Here is a 17,497-nt window from a genome sequence, read left to right as displayed (position 1 = left end):
GATGAAAGAGGAACTGGTACTAACGATCCTGATGGCAACCTATAATGGGGCTGCCTACCTGGATAAACAGCTGGACAGCATTTTAAGACAGACTTATCCCCATTGGGAACTGATTATTCGTGATGACCAATCTACAGATGACACGTTAAATATCATTAAAGCCTATAGTGAAAAGGATGAACGCATTAAGTATATTCAGTATGGCTCGGCACATGGTACCGCCTGCCGTAATTTTTCTGCTCTTTTTGACTGGGCTTATGAAAACAACAGACCATATATCTTATTTGCAGACCAGGATGATATCTGGCTGGATTATAAGCTGGAACGGTCTTTAGCCGGCTTATTGAAAAATGAATCTATTTATGGTGCTGATTTTCCATTGCTTTGCTATTCTAACCTGAGCTTTATAGATGAAGCGGATCAAAAGATCGCGGCCCGCTTACCTTTACCTCCTCAGCTTAATTTAAAAGTATTAATTAATGAGAATTATGCCTGGGGCTGTACGATGATTTTAAACCGGGCAGCGGTTCGGAAGATTAAGCACATTCCAACTGAATCTGTTAATCACGACTATTATGTAGCCCTGGTAATTGCTGCTTTCGGAAAGAATCTATTAATTGATGAAAACCTTATTCTATACCGGCAGCATCAAAAAAATGTAAGTGGAAACGTAGATAAGATGCGCTTTATGAGTCGTTTTAACCGGTATTTTAAAGATACGGATTATATGCTGAAGCCACTGGTGGATAATTACAAGCTGGTGCATTCTTTCTTTAGCCGTTATCGCAGTGAACTGCATGAAGATCAACTGAACATGATCCAAGCTTTTCTGCACTACTATCAAAAAAGCTTTCCAGCATTATTTTTAACTATGTGGAAGCATCAGATTTTCAAAATAGGATTGGGTAAAAATGTGGTGTATTTTTACACCTTGTATCTACTCAGGAAAAAGGTGATGGCACATGTTAAAGCCGGGCGTACGCTATGAAAATACATTTTGATAATATCATTTATAGTTTGCAAAGGGCAGGCGGCATTTCTACTTACTGGACTGAACTCATTTCCAGGTTATTGCGGGATCAGCATGATATTTCCTTTACGGAACGGCCCAATCAAAATATTTCTCGTGCTGGCTTAAACCTTCCTCATCAAGAGCTTCCGTTAAGGAATGGGAGGCACATTTTATTGGATCGTTTTAAAGTATTGCCCTTATCAGCGGAGAAAACTCCATTTATTTTTCATTCGAGCTATAATCGCATTACCCGAAACCCCAATGCCCGGCAGGTGATCACGATTCATGATTTTGTGCATGAAAAGTTTTATAGCGGTTTGCGCCGGTATCTGCACCTTCATCAGAAAAATAAAGCCATCCGTGCTGCTGAAAAAATAATCGTGGTGTCTGAACATACCAAACGTGATTTGCTTCATTTCCATCCCTACTTAAAAGAAGAAAATATCACTGTTATTTATAATGGTGTATCAGACAGCTTTTATCCAATAGAACAGGTGCGCCATGCAAACGCCAGACCCTATCTGCTTTTTATTGGCTCCAGGGCCTATTATAAAAATTTTAATTTTGCTGTATCGCTTTTAAGTGAACTTCCTGATTTTGATTTTTGCATTGTTGGTTCGGGGTTAACACCGACAGAAACCAGTTTATTGAATCAACACCTTCCAGGCCGGTGGAACATGTTGACCAACATAGACAATGTTCAGCTCAACCAGGTCTATAATGAGGCTTATGCCCTAATTTATCCTTCTTTGTATGAGGGTTTTGGTATTCCTTTGCTTGAAGTAATGAAAACTGGAACTCCTTTTGTAGCTATGAGGAAATCTTCTATTCCAGAAGTTGCCGGAAATGCCGGTATTTTGGTAGATGATCTACATCTTGAAGCTTTTAAACAAGCCATTTTTAGTATCCAGGGGAATGAAGCCACACTTAAAGCAAAGGGGCAGCAACAGGCCGGTCGTTTTTCCTGGGAGAAATGTTATCAGGAAACAGTACAGGTATACCATAAATTAGGACAATGAAGATTTCCATCATCACAGTAGTATATAATAATCGCCAAACTATTAAAACTGCTATTGATAGTGTTTTGGGTCAATATTATAATGATGTTGAATATATTATTATTGATGGAAAATCAACCGATGGTACGCTCGATATTATCCGCAGTTATGGCGACTCTATTAGCCAGGTTATTTCTGAACCTGATCATGGCATTTACGATGCGATGAATAAAGGCATTGCGCTTTGCAGCGGTGAGGTGATTGGAATTTTGAATTCAGATGATGTTTATGCTCACTCTAATGTTCTGGGTGAGGTGATGCATTTTTTCACCAAAGACCCTGCCTTAAGTGTTGTTTATGGGGATTTGGTTTATGTTAAATCTGACGATCTTAAAAAGGTGGTTCGAAAATGGACCTCTGAAAGCTATTATCCTAACTTTTTTGAAGATGGTCATGTACCCCCACATCCTTCGCTTTTTATTAAGCGGGCTGTTTATCAGCGGGTAGGTTTGTTTAATTTAAACATGCGCCTGGCCGCTGACTATGAATTTATGTTGCGGCTTTTTAAGCTTTATGATTATAAAAGCTTGTACCTCAATATTACTTTTGTTAAAATGCGGCTGGGCGGTGCCACCAATGCGAGTATTAAAAACATTGTACAAGGCAACCTGGAAATTTTACGTGCCTGGAAGATCAATCATCTGAATGCGCCTATTTTGCTTATGCCCAAGCGAATAGCTAAAAGATTAATTCAATTTGCCAAATGACCATTATATTAACAGGTGCGAACGGTTTTCTGGGCAAGGCGATTTGTCATCATTTCTCTGCTGAAACCCTTGTTAGGTTAGGCCGAACCAAAGGTGAAATCATTGCAGATCTTGAACAAGAGCTTCCGGCACTTCCACCTTCAGACCTGGTGATTCATGCGGCTGGTAAAGCCCATTCGGTACCCCGAACAGCAGCAGAAAGTGCAGCCTTTGAAAATATCAATGTAGGGGGTACGCAACGGTTACTGCAGGCTTTAAGCCGTGCCGCACATTTACCAAAATATTTTGTATTGATCAGTTCTATCGCTGTATATGGCCTGGAAAAAGGGGTGTTAATTGATGAAAACCATCCGCTGGCAGCTACTGATCCTTATGGGAAAAGTAAAATTGCCGCTGAGCTGCTGGTAGAAGCGTGGTGTACAAAAAATCAGGTGGTTTGTACCATCTTACGGCTACCCTTACTGGCCGGTAAAAATCCACCGGGTAACCTAAGGGCCATGATTAAGGGCATTAGGAAAGGTTATTATTTTGATATTAATGTGCCCCATGTACAAAAGAGTATGGTGCTGACTGATGATGTGGCTATGTTTATTGAAAAGGTTTATCAGGTGGGCGGCGTTTTCCATTTAACGGACGGTTATCATCCGGGGTTTAATGAGATATCGCATCTGATTGCCAAACAGCTTGGTAAAAAAAAGCCCATGGCTATACCCTATGGTTTAATTAAGGCCATTGCGTACATAGGCGATTTTTTAGGTTCAAAATTCCCGATCAATAGCCGGAAGCTGGATAAAATGACAAATACATTAACTTTTACAGATCAAAAGGCAAGGACAATCACCAACTGGCAAGCCAAATCTGTTCTTGACCATTTTAAAATATGATTGATTTTACCCTGATCTTATATACCGTTGTGCTGTTTGGTGTGATGCTGGTTTATCTTCGCATTGCCGATCAAAATCATATTATTGATAAGCCCAACGCCCGCAGTTCTCATTCGGTCCATACCATTAGGGGTGGCGGAATTATTTTCCCTATTGCTTTGCTGCTTGAATTTATGTTTTCTGGTTTTCAGTACGGCTGGTTCACCTTAGGTTTGATCCTGATTAGTGCGGTTAGTTTTTTGGATGATCTTAAACCTCAGAAAGCCCGTTTACGCTTTAGCGTGCACCTGCTTGCCGTGGCGTTGATGTTTTACCAGCTTGGGCTGATCTATCTGCCCTGGTATCTCATTGTGCTGGCCTTATTTTTTGTTATCGGCAGTATTAATGCTGTAAATTTTATGGATGGGATTAATGGCATCACTGGTGGTTATGCTTTACTTACCTTGCTTACTTTTTACTATATCAATACCGAGATTGTTTTTTTTATTGAAGGCCAATTGCTTCTGGTGGCCATTATTGCGGTTTTGGTTTTTAACTTTTTTAATTTCCGAAAGGTAGCCAGGTGTTTTGCAGGTGACGTAGGCAGTGTGAGTATTGCCTTCATCATCCTTTTTTTTATGCTTCAGCTGATGATGGTTACTCAGAACTTTAGTTATATCTTACTGATGCTGGTTTATGGTTTGGATGTGGTTACGACTATGATTTTCAGAATCATCAGAAGAGAAAATGTTTTTGAGGCCCACAGAACGCATTTTTATCAGTTTTTGGCCAATGAGAAAAAAATTCCCCATTTAGGGGTTGCCCTGGCTTATGTTCTGGCGCAATTGATGGTGAACATATGGGTAATTTACTGGTCTGTTAACAAATTATCTTATCTTGCGATCGTTTTGGTCATAACAGGTACGTTTATTGTGGTGTCCCGCATGATCATTCAGGGCAAAAGGCAATTGGTTGGTCGTAACCAAGCAGAAAATAGTTAATTAAATCCGGTGTTTAATAAAGTTAATATAGTACCCCGCTGGCTTATTTTCATCATTGACCTGATGATTTGCCTGATCTCCCTTGGAGTTGCCTATTTTATTCGGTATAATTTTGATATCACTGACTTAGACGTGATCTTCTTTAGCCGGAGTGCATTGGTGACCATCGCCATCAATATTGTTGTTTTTCTGGCCGTTAAATCATACAGTGGTATCATCCGGTATACCAGTGCTCAGGACACTTTACGTATTTTATTTGCGGTTGCCATCAGCAGCGCCAGCTTATTTGTATTGAACGTGTCTATACTGGCCTTCATGAATAAGATGCTGATCTCTAACATCATTGTTGTGGTGTATGGTTTAGTTAGTTTTGTGCTGCTGATCACCTACCGGGTGCTGATTAAATATTTTTTTACTTATGTTAAAAACCTGAATCTGGACAAGATGCGGGTGGTGATTTATGGCGCTGGTGAAGCAGGTGTAGCAACCAAAAGAACATTTGATCATGATAACCGCATTAATAAAAATATTGTTGCTTTTGTAGATGACGACCTGAGAAAGGTGGGGAAAACGATTGATGGTGTACGGATACTGGATGCAAAGGAACTGAAACTGCTTATTGCCAACCGGGAAATTGATGAACTCATTTTTGCGTCTTTCAGTATTCCTATCGAAGTTAAAAATGAAATTGTAGATGCCTGCCTGGCTTATGATGTGGTGGTATTGAATATTCCCCCTTCTAATGTATGGATAGATGGTAAACTGCAATCTTCTCAGATCCAGAACCTGAATATTGAAGACTTACTGAACCGCAAAACGATCGAAATTGATGTAGAAGGGATTCGTAATCAAATTAAAAACAAGCGAATTATGATCACTGGCGCAGCTGGCTCTATTGGCAGTGAAATTGTACGCCAATTGCTTAAGTTTGAGCCTAGTCTGATTATTTTAAATGATCAATCTGAAACGGCCTTACATGAACTTTACCTGGAACTGGAAGAATCCAGCCAAAATGCCAATTACCACGCTGCTGTGGGCGATGTACGGGATGTGAAACGGATGGAGTATTTGTTTGAAACTTACAAACCTCATTTTGTTTACCATGCGGCCGCTTATAAACATGTGCCTTTAATGGAGGATAATCCTTGCGAAGCCATTAAGACCAATGTGCTGGGCACCAAACTGCTGGCAGATCTTTCTGTAAAATATGGCGTACGTAAATTTGTGATGATTTCTACCGATAAGGCAGTAAATCCGACCAATATCATGGGCGCTTCCAAACGAATTGCTGAAATTTATGTGCAGTCTTTAAATAATACTTTGATTAACCAGAATCATATTTTTAGCAATGGGTTAAGTTATATTAATGAGCTGAATGTAAAACCAATTACCAAATTTATTACCACCAGGTTTGGCAATGTGCTGGGTTCAAATGGCTCAGTGATTCCGAGATTTAAGCAGCAAATTGAAAAAGGGGGGCCGGTTACTGTTACCCATCCAGAAATTACCCGTTATTTTATGACTATACCCGAGGCTTGCCGACTGGTGCTGGAGGCTGGGAATATGGGTGCAGGCGGTGAGATTTTTATTTTTGATATGGGTAAATCGGTTAAGATTGTAGAACTGGCCAAGAAAATGATCAGACTGGCGGGATTAATCCCTAATCAAGATATTAAAATTCAATATAGTGGCTTGCGCCCCGGAGAAAAACTTTTTGAAGAACTGTTGAACGATAATGAAAATACCATGCCTACGCATCACCATAAAATTATGATCGGGAAGGTAAGGGAATATGTCTTTAATGATGTAGAACAACATATTTATAAACTGATTAACTGTGCCCGATTAAATGATAACCGCCAGGTGGTGGTGATGATGAAGCAGCTGGTGCAGGAATACAAAAGCAACAATTCTATTTACGAAGAACTTGATCATACGAATGAAAAAAACTAATACTCCACGATTAACCTTATTATTTGTTCTATTGCTTGCCTTTGTTTTGAATAAAGGTAGTTTTGCACAAACGCCCAATCAAAACATCCCTTACTCCTATCAGTTCTATCAGAAGTTAAATACTTCTGTTTATGATATTAACTCTAGTTTTCACAGTTCGATCAGGGGTTTTTATGGGGATGATAGTCTGTTAGTGGGCCAGTATCAATCGTTGATGAAACTTGGGACTGATAGCCTGAACAAAAGAAGCTGGGTAAGGAGAAAGCTTACGGACGAACACCTGGTTAATTTTAATGGTGATGACTATCATGTTTATATTGATTTTCTACCTGATTTTCAAATCGGAAAGGAATTTAAGGAAAGCAAAACTACGTGGTTAAATACCAGGGGTTTCCAGGTTGGTGGTGATATTGGTAAACAATTCTCTTTTTATGCCAGTGCTTATGAGAATCAGGGTGTTTTTGCCAATTATGTAACTGACTTTATCAATACCAATCAAGTGGTGCCGAGTGAGATGACGGGTAAACTGGATGGGAAAACAAAAGACTGGTCTTATGCTACAGCTTTACTGTCCTTTACACCTAATAAACATTTAAATATTGCCTTAGGCTATGACAAAAATTTTATTGGAGATGGTTACCGTTCGATGTTGTTATCTGATGTGGCTGCCAATTATTCTTTCTTGAGATTAAGGGCTTCACTGGGTAATGTTCAATATCAAACCATATTTGCCTATATGCTGGATCCTGGTGCCGAGCGCTTTACCGAAGACAGAAGATTAGGTGACCGTGGCAAATGGATGGCGGCACATTATCTGGACTGGAATATCACCAAACGTTTTTCTGCAGGCTTTTTTCAGGCGGTTACCTGGGCTGATGCGGAGAAAGAGGGGAAACGCGGATTTGACTTTAATTATGTTCATCCTTTTATCTTCCTGCGTTCTGTGGAGAGTGCTAATACCACTTCGCCGGATAAAATGCGCTTAGGGATTAACCTGAAATATGAAATTTTAGATAAAACTACGCTGTATGGACAGTTTATGTTTGATGAATTTACCGCTAAGGAAGTTTTTGCGAATACTGGTTACTGGGCTAACAAACATGCCATTCAGGTCGGTTTTAGAGGATCAGATTTATTTAAGGTTCCCCGTTTAAATTACCTGGCTGAATTTAACACCGCCAAGCCTTATACGTATTCTCATTTTGACCGCGTTTCTAACTATGCCGCTATGAACCAGCCCTTAGCTCATCCTTTTGGCGCCAATTTCAGGGAGTTTTTAGGTTTACTTAATTATAGCTATAAACGTTTTGATTTTCAGGGCCAGATGATCTATGCCAACTATGGGGAAGATCCTGAAGGTTTAAATTATGGTAAAAATATTTTTCTGAGTTATGAAACGCGTGTGCAGGATTATGGTGTACATACCGGACAGGGTATTAAAACGAATCTATTCTTTACTGAAGCTAAAGTTTCATACCTGATTAATCCAAAATACAATTTACGTGCGGAAGTTGGGGGCATTATCAGAAGAGAATCTTCTTCAGTGACTACGCAAAATACTGGTTTAATTACCGTTGGCATCAGGAGTACGTTTAGAAATTTATACCGCGATTTTTAAATCCATCGCGGATGATCCGATTGTTACTACACCTTATCTAAATTGATGTATTATGCTACTCGTTGAAAAGACATTTAATTATTTTAAACAAAGATTTCTGCGGAAGTTTTTATACCGGTATGGTTTTGGGAGCCCGGTTGGTAAAAACATCTGGGAGGCCCAATTTAAGGGTGGCAAATGGGATTATTTATATTCGGATCAGGAAGCCCTGCACTATAAAAGTATTGCAAAGTTCTATACGCAGTTTGTTCAGGGAAGTGTTTTGGATGTGGGCTGCGGACAGGGCGTATTGTATCATTACCTGAAACCTGAACTTAACGATGCGGATGGGTATTTAGGGATAGATATTTCTGATACGGCCGTTACGCAAGCCAAAGCGAGTTTTCCGGAGCGCAGGTTTGAGCAGATGGATTATGATTATAGTAAGCTTACTGAACGCTTTGATGTAATCATTTTTAATGAATGTCTTTATTATTTTAAAAAACCCTTTGATAAACTGGCCTCAGGTATCACCGAAAACCTTAAACCTGGTGGTTATGTGATTGTTTCTATTTTCTATTATGCGGAACATGCTGTTTTATGGAAAAAATTAAATGAACAGTATCAGTTTCTGGCAGTGGATGAGGTTAGCAATGATGAAGGGCAAATGTGGAAGGTAGGGATTTTTAAACCTTAAGTGATACTTATTTGGTATAGGTGCTTAGACTAGCTCCTATTTGCTACCAGACTCTTTAACATGGCGTATCTATTTTTAAATAGTTACCAGTCTGTTTCCCTAATCTACCCCAGTATTTAAGGTATTCACTTTTGCGAAATGCAAAAATGAATCTTTATTCCCGTAATGAATTGAAGCTACGTCAAAAATCTTATTTCTTTTTGTCAGGAATTTATAAGGGCTAAAAGAACTTTCCTCATTGCATCAATAAAGAAACGCCATTCAATACCTAAAAAGAGCAATTTGTTTTGCATTTAAACCTGCATGAAAGTCATAACAAAACCCGGGGATGTGGGGCGGGTTTGTTTTTTTAGCAGCAAGTTACCGCCATGGCCAGTGGGGCAATGAGACAAATTTTTCTGATCAATTCGAGATCGATACCTGAATAATCTGCATACTCCTCAAAAGTAATGTACTGGTCTTTGCGTTTGTTTAACACAAACCTCAAATTTCGAAGTACCCTTTGCCCTTGTGCCAGGCTTTTACCAGTTAAAATGCTCACATCTTTCGGATAAATACATACTCTTTTCATGTGTTGTTGAGTTTAGACCGCAACGGTTTGGAGGTGCCCTATTCAATGGCTTTTGGCTTAGAATATCCATCCTTAAGCAGTAATTAAAGAATAACGGTTAATAAGTTCTAATATCCAAATAAAATCTAATTCTTGCAAAGCTAAATACTACTTATAAATGCAAAGCTGTATAAAAACCATTATAAACTGCAAATGCTTCCATTTAGTAACCGAGGTTTTCCATTTTACCGCAATTTTGTAAGCAGATGTAAGACCTATTATATTATGGCACGTCAGGAAGGAATTATTAAATTAAACGGAAGAATCGGGGATTTGACCTTTTACAAAACAAGAGACGGTTATTTGGCAAGAGAAAAAGGCGGCGTTAGCGCCAGCCGTATTGCCGGTGACCCCAGGTTTGAGCGCACCAGGGAAAACATGGCCGAATTTGGACGGGCCACCAAGGCTGGGAAGTTTATGCGCATTGCTTTTAAAACATTAACCAGCCAACTTGCCGACCCGGGTATGAGTAACCGACTTATGAGCCAGATGCTTAAGGTAATCCAAGCCGATTCGGTCAATGAGCGTGGTTTAAGGATGGTATTGGACGCGGAAACGGAATTGTTAACTGACTTTGAGTTTAATATCAAAGCGCCTATCCGTACTACCATCAATGTGCAATATGAAGCGTTAATTGACCGTGAAACTGGCTTATTGTCTATTGTTTTACCGGCTTTTAGTGCCCGTGACCTTATCAATTCGCCACAGGGGGCTACCCACTACAAATTAAGCGCTGCTTCTGCTGCCATTAATTTTGAAGAAGAGCATTTTCAGCTTGATGTGGTAGAAAGTGAGGTAATTGGTGTAAAAGATATTGCAGTGGCGGCTACGCGACTGGACTGCCATTTGGCTGCAGCCAATGCCAACCCTTTGTTCCTGCTTTTCGGGATCAGCTTTTACCAGCGTGTTAACCAAGTTGATTATCCACTAAGCAATGGGGCTTTTAACGGTTTAACGCTTGCTAAAATCCAGGGCGTTTAATGGAGCTATTATTGAGCCGCAGCTATGGTAAAGATGGTACCAACGGCAAAATCAGTTATCAGGGTAAACTGATCTGTGAAAGCATTGAACTGCCGTGGCGAAATAACAAACGCAACATCAGCTGTATTCCGGAAGGCAGGTACCTGCTGATTAAGCGGCATCATCCACAGCATGGTTTACAACTGGCGCTGAGTATTGTACCCAATCGTGAGGCTATCCTGATCCACCCGGCAAACTTTGCCTTAAGGGAACTGCAGGGTTGCATTGCTCCGGTAAGTAAAGTTACGGGTGAAGGACAAGGCACTTATAGCCGCATTGCGCTGGAACGTTTGCAGGATTTGGTTTACCCTGCACTGGATGCCCATGAAAAGATATTTCTGGTGATTACCACTGTAAAATAGTCTGACAGCTGTGGGGTTGGTGCCCTCCCTGCAGCTGTTTTTTAGGTATACTGACTAACAGGTTAAGTATAATCCATTGAAAAAAAAGATTCGACATAATGTGATTCAGCCTTCGGGGAAAGGCTGGTTACAAGTGGTTAAAAAATCCATCCAGCTAGCCGGTAGCGCCGCTACGGTATTGCTGGCTTCGCCGCTGCGGTTGCCTGGCAAGATCTTCAACATTGCGCAGTATATCGCTGTTATTGCCAGTATTGTTAAGGTCACTGTAAAAGATGATTAATATGGAGACTAAAATGGGGGTATTGGGTGGTGTGTCTTTTAGTTTAATCGGACAAATTCAAGCCACCGTAACACAAACCATCCTCCTGGCTGCAATAGGTGCTACCGTGAGTTTCTTCATCAGCCGATTTTTACAGTGGCTTATTCAGATTAAAGACCGCAAGTTGTAGCTGTCATTATTTTTATTTTAGAACGGATATGCAGATCTGCATATCCGTATTTTGCTTTACCACCCAGCCTCTCCCAATAATGTAAAAGTGCTGATTTATTTTACCAGTATAGCAGATTGAGCTGCTACAATCGGTTTTTCATCAATAAAACCGGATCATATAGCGCCCGCATTATTCGATATCGTCTGCTCAATTTCATGTTGATAATTTTCCGGTCATCTGTTTCATTGATGGCAAATCTACGCAAGGTGTACTTTGTTTCAACAGCGGTATAAATGGACAGGCCAAAGTGGTAACCTGCCTTTATTAGCATGCTTTGATGCTGAGCGGGGATCTTTCCATAAGGGTAAGCAAATGAATAGACGGGGTGTTGAAGTATCTCTTCGAGTTTTTTCTTTGAGTTGCTAATATCCTGATTGGCCTCTGCTTCGCTTACGCGATTTAGCCTGATGTGGTTTTCGCCATGGCTGCCGACTTCCATTCCTAAAGTTAATAAGTATTGCAACTGTTGAAGATTCATCAGTTTCACACTGGTCATGGCAAATTCCTCTATATCCCAGATGTTTTGCCCATCAATATGATTGGATGGCATATAAAAAACAGCTTTCATCTTGCGTTTCACTAATTCAGGGATTGCAAAATCTAAAAGTTCGGCGGCACAATCATCGAAAGTGATGATGATTTTGTTTTTTAAATCTTTTGACGTTAGTTTTTGCGATACCATTTCCTGAAAAGTAGTTGTTTGCAAACCCTTCTGTTCAATACAGTTTAAAAATTCCAGAAACTTACTGTGAGTGATACACCATGTTCGCAAACTCGGGTGAGGTTGTTCGGCTACATGGTGTAGCATGGCAATGGGAATATTCAAGGTTTTTCCGGTTAATCTTTTGCGAAAATTATATTCTTCAAATAAACGCATTTAATCGTACAAAACCTGAATTATTTGTATGTTTTTATCACTAAATACATTCGGATGTTGAATTTTATATGGTATGGTTTTTGTTAAGTTGCAAAAAAGTTTCTTAGCAGGGGAAAGTTTACATACCTTTGCGAGCATTTTAGCGTTCTTGTAACAAAACTATATCATGACTATGAGGATATTTTATCCCTTTTTATTGCTGATCTTTCTAAGTACATGGGTGTCTGCACAGACTTTACCCGTAGGTTTATTGGAAAATGTAGAAGATGCCTATAGAAGGCAGCAGCTTTTAGGGAAGGACACTTCCAATAGTTCTTACATGATCAGACCGATGTTTATGTCTGACCGAAATGATGTGGCTTTAGATCCGGATACGAGTTATTCTTTGCTTCATTTCAGAAAGTTATTGTATAACAATCCTAAATTTAAGACACAAATTTATGCTTTGCCTATCGCCTGGCAGCAACAAGTCAATTCTCATCATCCTTATGGGATGAATGATGGATCTATGGTGCAGGCTAAAGGATACCAAACTCAAATTTCTGGTGGAATCTATGCTAAAATTGGTCCTTTATCAATCCAGTTAAGGCCGGAATATGTGTTTGCTCAAAATAGTGTTTTTCAACGTATAGCTGATGCGCCAAATGGTGTTTATTGGAATACTCCAGTAACGGGTGCCTATTACAACCGCATCGACTTACCTGACCGCATGGGTAACAGACAGTACTCTAAATTAAGTTTAGGGCAGAGCAGTATACGATTAAATGTTGGACCTGTATCTGCAGGGTTTTCTAATGAAAACTTATGGTGGGGACCAGGTGTTCGGAATTCTTTATTAATGAGTAATAATGCATCAGGCTTCAGGCATATTACCTTGAATACCACCCGGCCAATTAAAACTTATATCGGATCTTTTGAAACGCAAATTGTTGGTGGACGGTTGGAACAATCTGGATATACCTTGAATCGTGACCCTACTGTTCCACAAGCCATCAGAAATGAATTGGTTCAAAAGCCATATGATTGGCGTTATTTTTCGGGCATGGTATTGACGTATCAACCTAAATGGGTACCAGGTTTGTACTTAGGATTTGATCGTACGTTTATTGTAAACCGATCAAAAATGGGTAATAAATTTGGCGACTACTTCCCGATATTTTCTCAGGTAGAGAAGGTGGGTTATGTAACATCTGAAGGAACTTATAGTGAAGATGCAGCAGAAAGAGATCAGTATATTTCATTCTTTACTAAATATGTATTTACAGAGAGTAAAGCAGAGGTTTATTTCCAATTTGGGCGAAATGACCATTCTTATGATTTGCGTGATGCCTTAGCGGAACCAGAACACACCCGTGCGTACGTTGTTGGGGTACGAAAATTAATACCATTAAAAAGAGCAGATGAATTTATTCAAGTTGGCGTAGAACTTACCCAACTGGAAAGAAGTGCTACTACTCAATTGAGAGACTATCCTACGTGGTACGTGCATGGCCAGGTGTTGGATGGATATACCAACAAGGGGCAAGTTCTAGGTGCGGGAATTGGCCCGGGAAGCAACTTACAGACCTTAGATATTAGTTGGGTAAAAGGACTCAAAAGAATTGGATTTCAATTGGAGCGTAAAGTCAATAATAACGACCTATTTTACGAATTTGCATTTGCTTCCGCAGACCGAAGACAATATATCAACAGACATTGGATTGATTTAGCCATCGGGAGTACCTTCTCCTGGAATTTTAAGCGATTTGTTGCTAATGCACAATTGACTTATATTAGATCTTTAAATTATCTATATCAATGGCAAGATAGTACCCCTCCTGGCGATTACTGGAACTGGAATAAACAAGATGTGAATAATATACATGCGAAGATTGGCATTGTGTATATGTTTCAATAATTTGATACCCTTCCAATTTAAAGAGTGAATCAGTTAGCTATCCATTTTTTGATATTACATTAAAATGATTAAGTTTGTAATCGCCCTTATGCGCAATTCCACATAGGCTGATATTGCCCAAAAGGATATTATAAAGCCTTAAAAACTTACACGAATATGCTTACCCCCCAAAACTTATGAATAAATACAATTTATACAGTCACAAGTACAATTACTATCTATTGCTTGTTGTACTTTTCTTTTTGACATCCTGTGTTAGCAATAAAAAGATTGCCTATTTTCAGGATATTCAGACTGTAAACCAAGCTCAACTTGAAAATGCTACAAAATTTACGGAACCTATTATCCAACCAGATGATATTTTAAGTATAAATGTTTTTACCTTAAATCCTCAAAGTGGTGCCATCGTTAATCAGGCTGCTTCTAATACTGTACTTGGAGGAGGAGCAACTACAGCTGTTGCATCACAACAAGTTTCTGGATTTTTAGTAGATCGTAATGGGGATGTTGAGCTGTCCTTAATTGGAAAAGTTAAAGTTGCTGGCCTAACAACTTTTCAGGCTCGAGAATTAATTCGTGAAAAAGCAGCAGTGGTTTATAAAGAACCTAATGTTCAATTGCGTTTTGCCAATTTCAAAGTAAGCGTATTAGGAGAAGTTAATACACCTTCCGCTTATACTTTGCCGAATGAGAAAGTCTCTATTTTAGATGCGTTAAGCCTCGCTGGAGATTTAACAATTTATGGAAGGCGTGAAAATGTTCTGATAATCAGAGATAATAATGGGAAAAAAGAATTTGCGAGATTAGATTTAAATTCATCGAATCTATTTAATAGTCCATATTACTACTTAAGGCAAAATGACGTCGTCTATGTAGAGCCTAATAAACGCAAGGTTTCAGCATCAAATTCAGCGCAGATACAAACCGTTGGTGTAATCGCGTCAGTAGTTTCAGTAATTGTTTTAGCAATATCTAGTTTTAAATAAGGTACAAATGAATAATTTAGTCGAAGTTCAAAAAACAATAGGAGCTGAACAAGAAGACACAATAGACTTAAAAAAGATTTTTTCACAAGTTATTGATAAATGGTTATTATTTTTAGTGAGCATAATAGTATGTCTACTTTTAGGGTTTTTCTATATAAAGCTCACTGCACCGACTTATCAAATAAATGCGAAACTTCTAGTAACTGATAATGAAAAAGGTGGGAGTCTTGGCCAGGGTGCAGGTGCTGTTATGGACTTTGGAGGATTATTTGGAGGTAAAAATTCTGTTGATAATGAAGTCGAAATCCTTAAAACGAGATTTTTAATGGAGCAGGTGGTAAGAAAGATGAAGCTCAATATTGTTTACAATAGGAAGTCTAATCTAACTACTAGGGAGATATACAATCCACCATTTGTCTTTAATATCATAAAGGGTGTTGACACTATAGGGAATATCGATTTGACTATAGAGCGAGCAAAGAATAGTAGAATAAATGTTATCGGTCGTGGGTTTCAAAAAGAAGTTAGCTGGAATGAGGAATTCAAATTGAACGGTGTTGGTATAGTAAAATTAGAACCAAATTCGGGCAACTCTACACTTTTCGATGGTGAATGTATAGTCAAAGTATGTTCAGTAGATCAACGTGTTGCTGAGCTTATGAGAAGACTAAGTGTTTCGGTTTCTGGAAAACTTTCTACAATAATATATTTGGGATTAACTAATGAATCACCACAAAAAGGAGAGGATATTTTAAACGCTTTGATTCATCAATATATAACTGCAAATCTTCAAGATAAAAATACAATAGCAGATAGTACGACAAAGTTTATACAAAATCGATTAAGCATAATTGCAGGTGAGTTAGGAGATGTTGAAGATAGGGTTCAAGATTTCAAGCAGGGGAATAAGCTTGCTGATATGTCTGAACAAGGGAAACTATTAGTTCAAAATTCAGGCGAATTTAGCTCAGAGTTAGCTAAAGCTGAAACACAAGTGCTAATATTAACAGACTTAGAGAATTACCTCAAAGATGAGAGTAAAAATACTCGTGTTTTTCCAGCTTCCTTACTTCCGTCTGACATGGTGTTTTCTGGACTGATGGCTCAATATAATTCTCTATTAGTAGAAAGGGACAAGCAGCTGTTGAGCGTAACCGAGGAAAGCCCTTTCATAAAGAATATTGACCAGCAAATATCAGGTTTAAGGAGCGGTATTTTAGCTAATATTCAAAGTACAAAAAATACGTATATCGTAACTAGGGATAAATTAAGATCACAACTTTCAAATGCAGAAAGCCAAATAGGAGGTGTTCCCAAGATTGAAAAAGATTATTTAAAGCTTGCTAGAAACCAGCAAATTAAACAAGAGCTTTATATTTTCCTCATGCAAAAAGCTGAAGAAACGGCTATTTCAAAAACTTCTAACATCGCTATCGCAAAGACTATAGACCCGCCTAAGTCTGAAGTGATGCCAATAACTCCCAAGAAAAATATCGTTTACTTGGCAAGTTTAATTTTAGGAATAGTAATTCCAGGCATCTTTATAATTTTGGTTGGAATATTTAATGTTTCCGTTTCTAGTAAAGAAGATATAGTCAATCACACATCCGTTCCTATTATAGGTGAAATAAGTCATAATGAGGATAGTGATAATTTAGTAGTAGCAAACAAGGGAAGATCTGCTATATCTGAACAATTTCGAGCATTAAGAACTAATTTATCGTTCTATCTAAAAAATGAGAATGAGAAAATTATCTTGCTTACTTCCAGTATGTCTGGCGAAGGTAAATCATTTACTGCGATTAATTTAGGCAATATTTTAGCTCTAGCTGGTAAAAAGGTACTCCTAATGGAACTCGATTTAAGGAAGCCGGGATTATCAGCTAAAGTTGGGGTAAGTAATAATACTGGATTTTCTAACTATATTATTACTGCAGATATGAGCCATGCGGATATTATAAAACCATTGTCAATGAATGATAAACTTTTTATTATTTCATCAGGACCATTGCCTCCAAATCCTGCCGAAACATTGATGAATGAAAAAACAGGTATCCTTATCGAAAAGCTAAAGCATGAATTTGATTATATTTTAATGGATGCTCCACCTATAGGAGTTATTAGTGACGCTCAGCTATTATCACAATATGCAGATGTAACCTTGTATCTTGTACGACAAAAAGTAACGCAAAAAAATCAATTGAGTATTTTAGAAGATCTTTATCGAAACAAGAAAATGAATAACTTAGGAATTATAGTTAATGGTATCGTAAGTAAGTATTATGGTTATGGTTATGGTTATGGTTCATATGGTGAGAATGAAGCTAAAAAGTCTTGGTTGAGTAAGTTGTTAGGTAGGTAAGTTA

General features: G+C 38.6%; 17 protein-coding genes. 15 read left to right on the top strand and 2 right to left on the bottom strand.

Going from position 1 to position 17,497, the window contains the following annotated elements:
• The first annotated feature begins 1 nt into the window (after position 1).
• From AN34_RS00175 to AN34_RS00140, 8 genes are read left to right on the top strand one after another with little or no spacing between them, the layout of a single operon-like run.
• The gene (locus AN34_RS00175) at positions 2-988 is read left to right on the top strand and encodes a glycosyltransferase family 2 protein (protein WP_029281051.1); all 987 of its coding nucleotides are present in this window, start codon (positions 2-4) and stop codon (positions 986-988) included.
• Complete coding sequence (locus tag AN34_RS00170) at positions 985-2,031, top strand: glycosyltransferase family 1 protein (RefSeq protein ID WP_029281049.1); 1,047 nt, start codon at positions 985-987, stop codon at positions 2,029-2,031. Before AN34_RS00175 ends, AN34_RS00170 begins: the two co-directional genes overlap by 4 nt.
• On the top strand, positions 2,028-2,777 hold the full coding sequence (locus AN34_RS00165; protein ID WP_029281047.1) for a glycosyltransferase family 2 protein: 750 nt from the start codon (positions 2,028-2,030) through the stop codon (positions 2,775-2,777). The genes AN34_RS00170 and AN34_RS00165 overlap by 4 nt, the downstream gene beginning before the upstream one ends.
• Positions 2,774-3,661, top strand: coding sequence for an NAD(P)-dependent oxidoreductase (locus AN34_RS00160; RefSeq protein WP_029281045.1), 888 nt, complete (start codon positions 2,774-2,776; stop codon positions 3,659-3,661). Before AN34_RS00165 ends, AN34_RS00160 begins: the two co-directional genes overlap by 4 nt.
• Positions 3,658-4,641, top strand: coding sequence for a glycosyltransferase family 4 protein (locus tag AN34_RS00155; protein WP_029281043.1), 984 nt, complete (start codon positions 3,658-3,660; stop codon positions 4,639-4,641). The genes AN34_RS00160 and AN34_RS00155 overlap by 4 nt, the downstream gene beginning before the upstream one ends.
• A 9-nt stretch (positions 4,642-4,650) precedes the next feature.
• Positions 4,651-6,594, top strand: coding sequence for a nucleoside-diphosphate sugar epimerase/dehydratase (locus tag AN34_RS00150; RefSeq protein ID WP_029281041.1), 1,944 nt, complete (start codon positions 4,651-4,653; stop codon positions 6,592-6,594).
• Complete coding sequence (locus tag AN34_RS00145; RefSeq protein ID WP_029281038.1) at positions 6,581-8,212, top strand: gliding motility protein RemB; 1,632 nt, start codon at positions 6,581-6,583, stop codon at positions 8,210-8,212. The genes AN34_RS00150 and AN34_RS00145 overlap by 14 nt, the downstream gene beginning before the upstream one ends.
• Positions 8,213-8,264: 52 nt before the next feature.
• Positions 8,265-8,888 carry a trans-aconitate 2-methyltransferase gene (locus tag AN34_RS00140; RefSeq protein WP_029281036.1) on the top strand — a complete coding sequence of 208 codons (624 nt, stop codon included), beginning with the start codon at positions 8,265-8,267 and terminating at the stop codon, positions 8,886-8,888.
• A gap of 349 nt (positions 8,889-9,237) precedes the next feature.
• Here the strand turns inward: AN34_RS00140 and AN34_RS00135 are convergent, their stop codons facing one another.
• Positions 9,238-9,459, bottom strand: coding sequence for a hypothetical protein (locus AN34_RS00135; RefSeq protein WP_036676284.1), 222 nt, complete (start codon positions 9,457-9,459; stop codon positions 9,238-9,240).
• Between the two features lie 264 nt (positions 9,460-9,723).
• On the opposite strand from AN34_RS00135, the gene AN34_RS00130 reads away from it, so the two are divergent.
• The 4 genes from AN34_RS00130 to AN34_RS21515 all read left to right on the top strand — a co-directional run bounded on the left by AN34_RS00130 (position 9,724) and on the right by AN34_RS21515 (position 11,329).
• The gene (locus tag AN34_RS00130; RefSeq protein ID WP_029281034.1) at positions 9,724-10,479 is read left to right on the top strand and encodes a hypothetical protein; all 756 of its coding nucleotides are present in this window, start codon (positions 9,724-9,726) and stop codon (positions 10,477-10,479) included.
• Positions 10,479-10,880, top strand: a complete 402-nt coding sequence (locus AN34_RS00125; protein ID WP_029281032.1) for a DUF5675 family protein — start codon at positions 10,479-10,481, stop codon at positions 10,878-10,880. The genes AN34_RS00130 and AN34_RS00125 overlap by 1 nt, the downstream gene beginning before the upstream one ends.
• A 76-nt stretch (positions 10,881-10,956) precedes the next feature.
• Positions 10,957-11,160 carry a hypothetical protein gene (locus AN34_RS00120; RefSeq protein WP_029281030.1) on the top strand — a complete coding sequence of 68 codons (204 nt, stop codon included), beginning with the start codon at positions 10,957-10,959 and terminating at the stop codon, positions 11,158-11,160.
• A gap of 1 nt (position 11,161) precedes the next feature.
• The gene (locus tag AN34_RS21515) at positions 11,162-11,329 is read left to right on the top strand and encodes a hypothetical protein (RefSeq protein ID WP_157263133.1); all 168 of its coding nucleotides are present in this window, start codon (positions 11,162-11,164) and stop codon (positions 11,327-11,329) included.
• Positions 11,330-11,453: 124 nt separating this feature from the next.
• Here AN34_RS21515 and AN34_RS00115 read toward each other — a convergent pair whose 3' ends face one another.
• Positions 11,454-12,248: a polysaccharide deacetylase family protein gene (locus AN34_RS00115; RefSeq protein WP_029281028.1), complete on the bottom strand. Its 795-nt coding sequence runs from the start codon at positions 12,246-12,248 to the stop codon at positions 11,454-11,456.
• A gap of 172 nt (positions 12,249-12,420) precedes the next feature.
• On the opposite strand from AN34_RS00115, the gene AN34_RS00110 reads away from it, so the two are divergent.
• The 3 genes from AN34_RS00110 (at position 12,421) to AN34_RS00100 (ending at position 17,493) form a co-directional block, all read left to right on the top strand.
• The gene (locus AN34_RS00110; protein ID WP_197285459.1) at positions 12,421-14,145 is read left to right on the top strand and encodes a capsule assembly Wzi family protein; all 1,725 of its coding nucleotides are present in this window, start codon (positions 12,421-12,423) and stop codon (positions 14,143-14,145) included.
• 176 nt (positions 14,146-14,321) lie between these two features.
• Positions 14,322-15,131 carry a polysaccharide biosynthesis/export family protein gene (locus AN34_RS00105; RefSeq protein WP_029281024.1) on the top strand — a complete coding sequence of 270 codons (810 nt, stop codon included), beginning with the start codon at positions 14,322-14,324 and terminating at the stop codon, positions 15,129-15,131.
• Positions 15,132-15,138: 7 nt separating this feature from the next.
• On the top strand, positions 15,139-17,493 hold the full coding sequence (locus AN34_RS00100) for a polysaccharide biosynthesis tyrosine autokinase (protein WP_029281022.1): 2,355 nt from the start codon (positions 15,139-15,141) through the stop codon (positions 17,491-17,493).
• Positions 17,494-17,497: the final 4 nt, after the last annotated feature.

Source organism: Pedobacter sp. R20-19 (assembly GCF_000708265.2).
In the GTDB taxonomy this organism is placed as follows: domain Bacteria; phylum Bacteroidota; class Bacteroidia; order Sphingobacteriales; family Sphingobacteriaceae; genus Pedobacter.
This window is presented reverse-complemented; position numbering and strand designations above follow the sequence as displayed.